Source organism: uncultured Veillonella sp. (assembly GCF_938010505.1).
In the GTDB taxonomy this organism is placed as follows: Bacteria; Bacillota; Negativicutes; order Veillonellales; family Veillonellaceae; genus Veillonella.
In genome coordinates this window covers 19,395-29,814 of sequence record NZ_CALLVP010000044.1, presented here as the reverse complement: position 1 = coordinate 29,814, position 10,420 = coordinate 19,395, and the positions used below count along the sequence as shown (strand labels likewise).

13 protein-coding genes are annotated in these 10,420 nt (G+C 39.3%); 12 read left to right on the top strand and 1 reads right to left on the bottom strand.

The window, feature by feature from the left end; all coding sequences use genetic code 11:
• Window positions 1-162: 162 nt before the first annotated feature.
• On the bottom strand, window positions 163-432 hold the full coding sequence (locus Q0507_RS02450) for a DUF896 domain-containing protein (RefSeq protein WP_298711857.1): 270 nt from the start codon (window positions 430-432) through the stop codon (window positions 163-165).
• Between the two features lie 123 nt (window positions 433-555).
• Between Q0507_RS02450 and nth the strand changes: the two genes are divergently transcribed.
• The 12 genes from nth (at window position 556) to upp (ending at window position 10,333) form a co-directional block, all read left to right on the top strand.
• Window positions 556-1,191 carry an endonuclease III gene (gene nth / locus Q0507_RS02445; protein WP_298711854.1) on the top strand — a complete coding sequence of 212 codons (636 nt, stop codon included), beginning with the start codon at window positions 556-558 and terminating at the stop codon, window positions 1,189-1,191.
• Window position 1,192: 1 nt separating this feature from the next.
• Window positions 1,193-2,632, top strand: a complete 1,440-nt coding sequence (locus Q0507_RS02440) for a hypothetical protein (protein WP_298711851.1) — start codon at window positions 1,193-1,195, stop codon at window positions 2,630-2,632.
• 110 nt (window positions 2,633-2,742) lie between these two features.
• On the top strand, window positions 2,743-3,012 hold the full coding sequence (locus Q0507_RS02435; protein ID WP_005386267.1) for a YdbC family protein: 270 nt from the start codon (window positions 2,743-2,745) through the stop codon (window positions 3,010-3,012).
• Between the two features lie 79 nt (window positions 3,013-3,091).
• Window positions 3,092-3,289, top strand: coding sequence for a 50S ribosomal protein L31 (gene rpmE, locus Q0507_RS02430; RefSeq protein ID WP_298707602.1), 198 nt, complete (start codon window positions 3,092-3,094; stop codon window positions 3,287-3,289).
• 57 nt (window positions 3,290-3,346) lie between these two features.
• Window positions 3,347-4,252 carry a DUF1385 domain-containing protein gene (locus Q0507_RS02425; protein WP_298711864.1) on the top strand — a complete coding sequence of 302 codons (906 nt, stop codon included), beginning with the start codon at window positions 3,347-3,349 and terminating at the stop codon, window positions 4,250-4,252.
• 2 nt (window positions 4,253-4,254) lie between these two features.
• Window positions 4,255-5,337, top strand: a complete 1,083-nt coding sequence (gene prfA / locus Q0507_RS02420) for a peptide chain release factor 1 (RefSeq protein WP_298711848.1) — start codon at window positions 4,255-4,257, stop codon at window positions 5,335-5,337.
• Window positions 5,330-6,199 carry a peptide chain release factor N(5)-glutamine methyltransferase gene (gene prmC / locus Q0507_RS02415; protein ID WP_298711845.1) on the top strand — a complete coding sequence of 290 codons (870 nt, stop codon included), beginning with the start codon at window positions 5,330-5,332 and terminating at the stop codon, window positions 6,197-6,199. The genes prfA and prmC overlap by 8 nt, the downstream gene beginning before the upstream one ends.
• 1 nt (window position 6,200) lies before the next feature.
• On the top strand, window positions 6,201-7,232 hold the full coding sequence (locus Q0507_RS02410; RefSeq protein WP_298711843.1) for an L-threonylcarbamoyladenylate synthase: 1,032 nt from the start codon (window positions 6,201-6,203) through the stop codon (window positions 7,230-7,232).
• 113 nt (window positions 7,233-7,345) lie between these two features.
• Window positions 7,346-7,792: a low molecular weight protein arginine phosphatase gene (locus Q0507_RS02405; protein ID WP_298711838.1), complete on the top strand. Its 447-nt coding sequence runs from the start codon at window positions 7,346-7,348 to the stop codon at window positions 7,790-7,792.
• 11 nt (window positions 7,793-7,803) lie between these two features.
• Window positions 7,804-8,241, top strand: a complete 438-nt coding sequence (gene rpiB, locus Q0507_RS02400; RefSeq protein ID WP_298711835.1) for a ribose 5-phosphate isomerase B — start codon at window positions 7,804-7,806, stop codon at window positions 8,239-8,241.
• A 45-nt stretch (window positions 8,242-8,286) separates the two neighbouring features.
• The gene (glyA, locus tag Q0507_RS02395; protein WP_298711833.1) at window positions 8,287-9,519 is read left to right on the top strand and encodes a serine hydroxymethyltransferase; all 1,233 of its coding nucleotides are present in this window, start codon (window positions 8,287-8,289) and stop codon (window positions 9,517-9,519) included.
• A gap of 187 nt (window positions 9,520-9,706) precedes the next feature.
• On the top strand, window positions 9,707-10,333 hold the full coding sequence (upp, locus tag Q0507_RS02390) for a uracil phosphoribosyltransferase (protein WP_298711830.1): 627 nt from the start codon (window positions 9,707-9,709) through the stop codon (window positions 10,331-10,333).
• Window positions 10,334-10,420: the final 87 nt, after the last annotated feature.

Genomic DNA, 10,420 nt, shown 5'->3' with positions numbered 1-10,420 from the left:
AGATCATTCAATGCCCTCTTTAGAGGGCCACCACTAGAGAAAGACCCTTATAGGGTCAGAGCAAACCACCCGTTTTACGGGTGGTTATGATTTAAATATAAATTTGGTTGAATAAATATAAAAGGGTATTATTAATGTAATAAATTTTGTTCATTTGTTATATTAGTGAATATCTTTATGTTCTTTAATATCTTGGTCTGCTTGTTTAGCCAAGTTTTCAAGAGCTCGTTTAGGCATGGTTCGTTCTCCAGTTTCTGGGTCTACAAATTCAACACGATCCAGGGTGCTTGTGATTTGCCCTCGAATGAAGCTTAAGTAGATTTCATATAGTTCTTTTTTTTCTGCTAATTCCTCTGGCGTTAATTCTAGACCAGATTTTTTCTTTGCAGCTAGTTCATTTATTCGTTTTAATGTATCGTTAATATTACTCATGTGGTCCTCCTGTATTCTATATTAGAATAACATGATTCATTATAACATAGAACTTAATGAATACGTATGGTAAGATATAAGTTGTACGTGTCTGTACTTTCACAAGTGAGAAAGGAGAGCTGTATGCGTGTAACAAAAGCGATAAAGGCAGAGCAGTTAAAATTATTACAAGAGCATTATTTTGATGCAAAACCTGCCCTTGATTATACAAATGAATTTGAATTATTAGTAGCCGTTGTCTTATCTGCACAATGTACGGATGAGCGGGTTAATATTGTTACTAAACGATTATTCCCAGCATTAAATCATCCTGCAAAGATGCTTGAAATTGGAGTTACTAAGTTAGAGACTCTTATTAAAGATTGTGGTCTTTATAAGTCTAAGGCTAAAAACTTAATTGCTACCTGTCAGATTTTAGTTGACCGATATCATGGAGAGGTACCTCGTGAGTTTGATCAACTCGTTGAACTACCTGGCGTGGGTCGTAAAACAGCAAATGTAGTGGTGTCTGTTTTGTTTGGTACACCTGCAATTGCGGTAGATACTCATGTATTCCGCGTATCAAACCGATTAAAATTAGGTATTGCGAAAACACCAGAAGAGATGGAATTAAAATTGCAAAAAGCCATTCCAAAAGAGGATTGGGCCGCTGCACATCACTGGTTAATTTATCATGGTCGTAGATTATGTAAGGCTCGCAAGCCTTTGTGTGAAGAGTGTTTCTTAAATCATGTATGTCCTTCTGCAGGAAAGGTTTAATATGAAAGCAAATAACGAAGAATTTATTACCCTTTGTGCCGCTAATGGTATTGAAGGTATCGATATTGTAAATGAATTAATGCGTTTTAAGGTACTAGATCAATTGATTTCTAGCAATGCTAGCTCCCGTGAGTGGGGGGTAACACCAGAGGATCTATATGCTTTAGCTGAGAAATCTACAGTGGAGTCCTTTGGTCCAGTACCATACGATTTAAATACATTCCAAAATCTATATGGCCCGTCCTTTAAAGTTGAATTATTTGACTTCATTAGCGACACTGGCATCTTAGATGGTTTAGATGTAGGTACCATTTGGGAAACTCCTGTTCGTGAAAGTATTGAAGCGCATAGTAAAACAGGAGAGCTTGTTCTTTACGCCTATGTAGAAGAATATGCTGGTATGGTAGAAGAAATTCTTCAAGCTTATGAAGATAAAAAGGTTGTTCTCTATACAGCATCTCCAGTATGCTATAGCATCTTATCTCGTTTATATCCAATGGCTCAAATCATTAATCATTGGCCACATCGCAGTTACTTTGACCATATCTTTACAGGTACTGTGGGCATGTTCCAATCCTCTGAAGATATTGTAGAAGAAGTGGCTAATGGTTTACATAACTTGGTACCAGAAGGGACTGCGCAATTGTTCTTACCTGCTACGATGGCACAAAATCAATTGGGCTTAAACAATATGGCCTTGCAATTCTTTTTGAACCAAAAACGTGTGGAAGCCATCCGTGAGTGGACTCCATTAGGGGCCTATGAAATCGTATACGGTAAATATGAGGTTAAAAAGATGCGCGTTGGCCTTCGTGAACGCGTAGGAGAAGAGTGGAAAGCGATTAATTATATTCCATTACCTCATGGTGTATTTGCTCAATTACCAGTATTTACAGTGTTGAATTATGGTTTATCCTTGCGCTCTATCTTATTGCCAGGTGGTCAAACAGATGTGGCATTAGGTCAAGATGGCATTTACTGCATCGATAGTCGTGTATCTGAATTAGGTCGTAATGCTCTAGTTGAAAGTGGAGCATACTTCCTTACTTTCAAACGTCATACAGATCATGTAGACGTAGATATTACAACAGAAGCACCTACAGATGATGTTTACTGGATGTTCCCAGATGCAGAGCTTGCTTATATGTGGTATGCGTACTTCTGCAGTACAATTGGCCAAACATTGATTCAAGAAATTTCTATGCTTGTTCAAACAAATGAGTCCTTCGGTTATTTGCTTAGCAGTGTACGTCGTCGCGTATTAGATGTAAAAGACGAAGCTCAATTAATTGAATCTGTTCAGGCCGCAGATGCAGCGTATATTGACGTTGTAACAGCAGCAACAGAGAGCTGGAAGAAAACAGTAGATACATTAGGTGCACAAGTAATGCCACCAACAACATCTATTGATATTGAAGATTACAGTGACTATAAAAACTAATTGTAAAACTTAAGCTTTTAGTTTAAAATATATCGTATCCTAAAAAATATGAACTACTAAATATAGTAGGTATGAAACATACTACACGAATGTGTAAGAAAGGAGGCACCATGGCAGTTATCAATTTTGAAATCTTCAAAGTTATCGGTACTTTATCTGAAGATAAAGATGGTTGGAAAAAACAATTAACTTGTACTAGTTGGGGCAAATACAATCCTAAGTTTGATCTTCGTGCTTGGGATAGTGAATATACAAGCATGAAAAAGGGTATTACCCTTTCTTTAGAGGAGCTTATTGCATTGCGAGATATCCTCAATGAAAGCGACCTGGAGACTATCCTAGCGGAGTCTATTGAAGAAAAACAAGCCTCTAAGGAATAGCATTGACAACTTGCATTTGGGCATATGTCATGCTATAATCTATAAGAATAATATTGATTGCTGGAAAGAGGTGTATAGAATGAAACAAGGTATTCATCCAGACTATAAAGAAGCTACAGTAACTTGCGGTTGTGGCAACACATTCAAAACTGGCTCTGTAAAAGGTGACCTTCGCGTAGACGTTTGCTCCAAATGTCATCCGTTCTTCACAGGTCAACAACGCGCAGCTCAAGCTCGTGGTCGTATTGAACAATTTAACAAACGTTACGGCAAATAATTTGTCATGTAATGCAGCATCTATTGGCAGGGCTATGGGCTCTGCCTATATTTGTTTATGAGAGGAGCTCTTGTGAACGCAGAACGTATTAAAAAGTTTGTCGGTGGACAAGCTGTGATCGAAGGTGTCATGATGAGAGGCCCTGGCTATACGGCAACAGCTGTGCGTGAGCCTGCGGGAACTATTGTAGTCCAAAAAGAGGCTACTAAATCCATTGTTGACACATACCCAATCTTGAAAAAACCATTTCTTCGTGGCTGTGTAGCTCTCTATGAATCTCTAGTGATTGGCATGAAGGCTTTATCCTTCTCCGCTAAGGCCGCTGGTGATGAAGAGGAAGAAATGTCTAATAGTGAAATTGCCATTACCATGGTTATTTCAACAATTTTTGCGATAGCTGTATTTTTGGCATTGCCAACATTTATCGTAAAATTTATTCCTGGTGTACAGGATAATCATGTAGTATTAAATCTCATTGAAGGTGTCATTCGTTTAGTTCTTTTCCTACTTTATATTTGGGGGATTGGTCTCACGAAGGATATTCAACGAGTTTTTCAATATCATGGGGCAGAGCATAAAACGATTCATACTTATGAACTAGATTTGCCTCTAACTGTAGAAAACGTTCGTCAACAAAGTCGCTTACATGCGCGATGTGGTACAAACTTCCTACTTATCGTTATGGTGGTTAGTATATTTGTATTTGCCTTCTTAGGATGGCCTAATTTGTTGGAACGTATTGTGAGCCGCGTACTTCTCATGCCAGTGGTAGCTGGTATTGCGTACGAGGTCATTCGTCTTGCTGGGCGTAGTGAGCATTCCTTTGTGAAAGCTATTATTAAACCAGGTCTTGTATTACAATACATGACGACTCGTGAGCCAGAAGATGATCAAATTGAAGTAGCTATACGAGCTCTAGAAGAGGTTCGTCCTCCTGAGAGTGACGCATATGAAGAGGAATAAACATGTTAGTTGATAAATTACAAGTTATTGAAGATAAATTTATGGATCTTGAGCAGCGTATCAGTGACCCTGAAGTCATTGCTCGCCAAGATGAATGGCGTAAATTGACACGTCAACATTCCCAATTATCTGAAACAGTTGAAACATTCCGTACTTACAAAAAAGTATTAGCTGGCATTGATGAAGCAATGGAAGTTATCGAAGATAAATCCATGGATGAAGAGTTTCGTGAAATGGCACAAGAGGAATTGAAGGAGTTGAAACCTCAAAAAGAGGAATTAGAAGCTCAATTACAAATTCTATTATTGCCTAAAGACCCTAATGATGATAAAAATATTATCATCGAAATTCGCGGTGGTGCAGGGGGCGATGAAGCGGCTTTGTTTGCGGGGGACTTGTTCCGCATGTACACAAAATATGCAGAAAGCCAAGGCTGGCGCTGTGAAGTAATCGACTCTAACGTCCCTGAGCTGGGTGGTTTTAAAGAGGTTGTATTCTCTGTTGATGGTGAAAGTGTATACTCTAAGATGAAATTTGAGTCTGGTGTACATCGCGTACAACGTGTACCTACTACAGAAACACAAGGTCGCGTACATACCTCTACTGTAACAGTAGCGGTATTACCGGAAATGGAAGATGTAGACATCGAAATTAACGATAAAGACCTTAAAATTGATACCTACTGTGCTAGTGGTGCCGGTGGTCAGCACGTTAACAGAACAGAATCCGCTGTTCGTATTACGCACTTGCCATCTGGTATCGTAGTAGCTTGCCAAGATGAACGTTCTCAGCTTAAAAATAAAGATAAAGCGATGCGCGTATTGCGTGCTAAATTGCAAGACCAAGCTGAACAAGAGGCGCAAGCTAGCATGGCTGCGGATCGTAAGAGCCAAGTTGGTACTGGTGACCGTAGTGAACGTATTCGTACATACAACTACCCACAAGGTCGCGTAACAGATCATCGTATTAACTTAACACTTTATAAATTAGACGCTGTATTAAATGGTGATTTAGATGAGGTAATTCAAGCCTTAAATGCTGCTGACCAAGCAGCAAAAATGCAGGAGGCTAATACAAATGCATAAGGAGATTTGGACAATCGGTCGTATTCTCCAGTGGACAGAGCAGTACTTTCAAAGCAAGGAGATGGATACACCTCGACTTGATGGGGAAGTACTGCTTTCTCATGTTTTAGGTAAAGATCGTATATATCTATATACTCACTATGACCAACCTCTAATTCAAGAGGAGTTAGATGCCTTTAGACCGCTTGTGCAACAACGAGTTAAGGGATACTCTGTGGCATCTATTACGGGTAAAAAAGATTTTATGGGCCTTACTTTTAAGGTAAATGATAAGGTACTGATTCCACGACCTGATACGGAAACATTGATTGAACATATACTAGGTACGTATCCTGAAGATAGCAATATGCGTATCCTTGATGTATGTACTGGTCCTGGGACGATATTGCTGAGCTTGTTGCATTATTTACCAAATGCGGTGGGTGTAGGTTTAGATATCTCTACCGATGCTTTACCGTTGGCTCGTGAGAATAGGGAATCTTTTAATCTAACTGAACGAGTTCAGTTTAATGAATCTGATATGTTCTCCGCTTTACGTGGAAAGAATGAGAAATTTGACCTTATCGTTTCTAATCCTCCATACATTCGAACTGGCGATGCAAAGATGTTGTCTTTAGATGTATTAAATGAGCCTCATATTGCATTATTTGGTGGGGAAGATGGACTTAAGTTTTATCGAATCTTAGCTAAAGAGTGTGGTAGTTATTTAAACACTAATGGTCGCGTAGCCTTTGAAGTGGGTTTTGATCAAGCAGAGGAGGTAGGCGCTTTATTACAAGAAACAGGTCAATATTCGACAATTCAATTTATAGCTGACCTTGGTGGTCATAACCGCGTAGTAACAGCTGTCTATGAGGGATAATATGGATACTAAAATTATTACAAATCCATCAGAACAAGATATAGATACCTTAGCCCGTGCTTTGCGCAACGGTGAATTGGTATCTATACCAACAGAAACTGTATACGGTTTAGGTGCTAATGGTCTAGATCCGGAGGCAATGGATAAAATCTATGCTGCCAAAGGACGGCCCTCTGATAATCCACTGATTTTGCATGTTCCTAATAGTGAAAGTATTAAACCTTTGGTAAGAGGTGTTTCTGCTACGGCGCAAGCCCTGATGGATGCATTCTGGCCAGGTCCGCTGACAATAACCTTGCCTAAGTCTGATTTAGTTCCAGACCGTGCAACAGGTGGTTTAGAACGTGTGGCACTTCGCTGTCCCGATCATGCTGTATGTCGAGCATTATTAGAGCGTGCAGGCATACCTATAGCGGCGCCAAGTGCTAATATTTCTGGGCGCCCAAGCCCAACTACTGCACAAGATGTATATAATGATATGAATGGTCGCATTTCCTATATCTTAGATGCTGGTCCTTGTATCATTGGCGTAGAGTCTACTGTAGTAGAGGTACATGATGATAAAATCATCATTTTGCGACCAGGTGGGATTACAAAGGCACAACTAGAAGCCGTTGTTTCTACCGTAGAATATGATACAGCTTTAGTGAATGAAGCGACTAAACCAAAAGCGCCAGGTATGAAGTATACCCATTATGCTCCCGATGCACCTATGACTGTCGTTGTAGGCAGACCTGAAGCTGTGGCATATACCTTTAAAGAGCTTTCAACAGGGGTTGCAGGGCCTATAGGCTGTTTAGTGAGTCATGAGACGTATGAACTAATTAAAGAGGATAAACGATTTATGTGCCATTGTTTTGGTCATCATGGAGATGCGTTAGCATTGGGGCATGACTTTTACAAAAGCCTATTACATTTTAACGAGAATCATGTTACCCTAATCTTATCAGAAGGTGTTAATGATGATGGTTTCGGTGTTGCCATTATGAATCGAATGGAAAAAGCATCTGGTCATCATATCATTTATAAGTAATTTTTCTAATATTATAAATGTCCACTGATAATAGAAATATGTCTTTACATATTGGATAGATTTGCTATAATGTATAAAGTAATCACAAAATGTGATTGAGTAAGGATGTTATTATGAATATTTTATTTGTATGTACCGGTAATACTTGCCGTAGTCCTATGGCAGAGGGTATTACACGGGCCCTTGTAGCGGAGCAACATAAGGATGTAACGACTGTGTCGGCTGGTTTATTTGCCGCTTATGGAGCAAAACCAACTGAACAAGCAGTTTTAGCTGTCCATTCCATTGCTGATATTTCCAACCATGAATCGAGACCTCTAACGATGGAGCTCGTAAATGCAGCAGATTTAATCATCGGTATGACGAAAGATCACAAATCTGTACTACTCCGCCAATTCCCGTTTGAGGAAGGCAAAATCAAAACGATTTCCGAGTGGGGTGGTGAAGATGGTGATGTTACTGACCCCTATGGATCTGATCAAACCGTATATAATCAATGTGCGGAACAAATTTATCACTTAGTAGAGGTAGGCCTTAAATCAGCCCCTCAGAAAGCATAGGAGATGAAATTATGAAAGTTGCAATTGGTTGTGATCATGGCGGATTACATTTAAAAGCATCCGTTAAAGAAGTATTGAGTGCATTGGGACATGAAGTAGAGGATTTTGGCTGTTATTCAGCTGATTCTTGCGATTATCCTGATATTGCCGTACCTGTAGCAAATGCAGTAGTATCTGGTCAAGCAGATCGCGGTATTTTGATTTGTGGTACTGGCATCGGTATCGGTATTGCAGCAAATAAGATAGAGGGCATTCGCGCTGCTCTTTGCCATGATACATTCTCTGCCCATGCATGTCGTGAACATAATGACGCGAACATCCTTACTATGGGTGAACGTGTTATTGGACCAGGCCTTGCTAACGATATTGTAACCATCTTTATGGAAACAGAATTCGAAGGTGGTCGTCACGCACGCCGTGTAGAGAAAATAAAAGCATTGGAAAAGTAATACATCATTACCTATATATATTCGTTTTATACGAGGAGGATACTCATGAGTTTCTTAGAAAAACAAGACCCTAATATTCAAGCTGTTATCAATCAAGAACTAGCACGTCAACGCGATAAATTAGAAATGATTGCTTCTGAAAACTTTGTTTCTCAAGCGGTTATGGAAGCGCAAGGGACCGTTTTGACTAACAAATATGCAGAAGGGTATCCTGGTAAACGCTATTATGGCGGTTGCGAAAACGTTGATGTTATCGAAACATTGGCTATCGAACGTGCGAAACGCTTGTTCGGCGCTGAACATGCTAACGTACAACCTCACTCTGGTTCTCAAGCAAACTTTGGTGTATATTTCGCATTATTACAACCTGGGGACACTATTGTGGGTATGAACTTGTCCCACGGTGGTCATTTGACTCATGGTTCTCCAGTTAATGTATCTGGTACATATTTTAATGTAGTACCTTACGGTGTAGATGCTGAGACACAACAAATTGACTACGAGGAGTTCCGTAAAATCGTATTGGAAGCAAAACCTAAATTGATTATCGCTGGTGGTAGTGCTTACAGCCGTCAAATCGACTTCAAGAAAATGGCTGAAGTAGCTCATGAAGTAGATGCTATTTTCATGGTAGATATGGCTCATTTTGCTGGACTTGTAGCAGCAGGCTTACATCCAAATCCTGTAGAATATGCTGATATCGTAACTACTACAACTCATAAAACATTGCGCGGTCCTCGTGGTGGTTTGATTCTTTGCAAAGAAAAATATGCTAAAGCAATCGACAAAGCAATCTTCCCTGGTATCCAAGGTGGTCCTTTGATGCATGTTATTGCAGCTAAAGCTGTAGCCTTAGGCGAAGCATTACAACCAGATTTCAAAGTATATGCTCAACAAATCATCGATAATGCAAAAGCATTGGCTGCAGCATTGCAAGATAAAGGCTTAACAATCGTTTCTGGTGGTACAGATACTCACGTTATGCTTGTAGATGTTCGTAGCACAGGTTTAACAGGTAAAGAGGCAGAGCACTTACTCGATGAAGTAGGTATTACATGTAATAAAAACACAATTCCATTTGATCCAGCTAGCCCATTTGTTACAAGTGGTATCCGTCTTGGTACACCAGCTCTTACAACTCGTGGTCTACAAGTGAAAGATATGGAAGAAATTGCCGATATTATCGCAGTAGTTCTTAAAAATCCTGAAGATAAAGCCGTTCATGAAGAAGCTAGCAAACGCGTAGCTGCACTTTGTGAAGCGTATCCATTGTACTAATCTATTGGATTAATTACATTAATAACATATTTATAGTCATATAAGCCTATAAGTAATATAGAAGGGATGTGCCTTGGCACATCCCTTTTAATATTTTTATGGCATGATTTTCTAATCTGTGATAGAGTAATTATGATAGTTAAAAAGCTACAATGAGATAGGTATATTGTTTTATAGGAGGTCAGTCATGAATGTTAATGTTATGACACATCCATTGATTCAACACAAAGTTACATTGATGCGTGATGTGCAAACAGGCTCTAAAGACTTCAGACAACTACTTGATGAAATTACTATGTTGATGGGGTATGAAATTACACGCAGCTTACCACTTGAGGATGTGGAGGTAGAAACACCATTAATTAAAATGACTGGTAAACGCATTGCAGGTAAAAAATTGGGTATTATTCCAATTCTTCGTGCAGGTCTTGGCATGGTGAATGGTATGCTTAGTTTGATTCCAACCGCAAAAGTTGGTCATATCGGTTTATATCGTGATCCTGAAACATTGAAACCAGTAGAATACTACTGTAAATTGCCATCTGATGTAAGTGAGCGCGATTTCATCGTAACTGATCCAATGCTGGCAACTGGTGGTAGTGCAGCAGCAGCGATTACTTTATTAAAAGAAAAAGGTGCACAACACATCAAATTGATGTGCCTTGTAGCAGCTCCAGAAGGTGTTGAAGTAGTAAATAAGGAACATCCTGATGTACCTATTTACGTAGCCGCATTAGATGAAAAACTTAATGATCATGGTTACATCTTGCCTGGTTTAGGCGATGCTGGTGACCGTATCTTTGGTACAAAATAATATATACATAAACGACATACTATTAGGGTTAAAACAATAAAATGTTACCTGAAAAGTATGTCGTTTTCTGCTATTTAGGGTTGAATA

Bases quoted from the DNA above. Each gene is read 5' to 3' on its own strand.
- prmC (WP_298711845.1), top strand. From the start codon at position 5,330: ATGCATAAGGAGATTTGGACAATCGGTCGTATTCTCCAGTGGACAGAG.
- glyA (WP_298711833.1), top strand. From the start codon at position 8,287: ATGAGTTTCTTAGAAAAACAAGACCCTAATATTCAAGCTGTTATCAAT.
- upp (WP_298711830.1), top strand. From the start codon at position 9,707: ATGAATGTTAATGTTATGACACATCCATTGATTCAACACAAAGTTACA.
- rpiB (WP_298711835.1), top strand. From the start codon at position 7,804: ATGAAAGTTGCAATTGGTTGTGATCATGGCGGATTACATTTAAAAGCA.
- Q0507_RS02450 (WP_298711857.1), bottom strand. From the start codon at position 432: ATGAGTAATATTAACGATACATTAAAACGAATAAATGAACTAGCTGCA.
- prfA (WP_298711848.1), top strand. From the start codon at position 4,255: ATGTTAGTTGATAAATTACAAGTTATTGAAGATAAATTTATGGATCTT.
- Q0507_RS02410 (WP_298711843.1), top strand. From the start codon at position 6,201: ATGGATACTAAAATTATTACAAATCCATCAGAACAAGATATAGATACC.
- Q0507_RS02440 (WP_298711851.1), top strand. From the start codon at position 1,193: ATGAAAGCAAATAACGAAGAATTTATTACCCTTTGTGCCGCTAATGGT.
- rpmE (WP_298707602.1), top strand. From the start codon at position 3,092: ATGAAACAAGGTATTCATCCAGACTATAAAGAAGCTACAGTAACTTGC.
- Q0507_RS02405 (WP_298711838.1), top strand. From the start codon at position 7,346: ATGAATATTTTATTTGTATGTACCGGTAATACTTGCCGTAGTCCTATG.
- Q0507_RS02425 (WP_298711864.1), top strand. From the start codon at position 3,347: ATGAGAGGAGCTCTTGTGAACGCAGAACGTATTAAAAAGTTTGTCGGT.
- Q0507_RS02435 (WP_005386267.1), top strand. From the start codon at position 2,743: ATGGCAGTTATCAATTTTGAAATCTTCAAAGTTATCGGTACTTTATCT.
- nth (WP_298711854.1), top strand. From the start codon at position 556: ATGCGTGTAACAAAAGCGATAAAGGCAGAGCAGTTAAAATTATTACAA.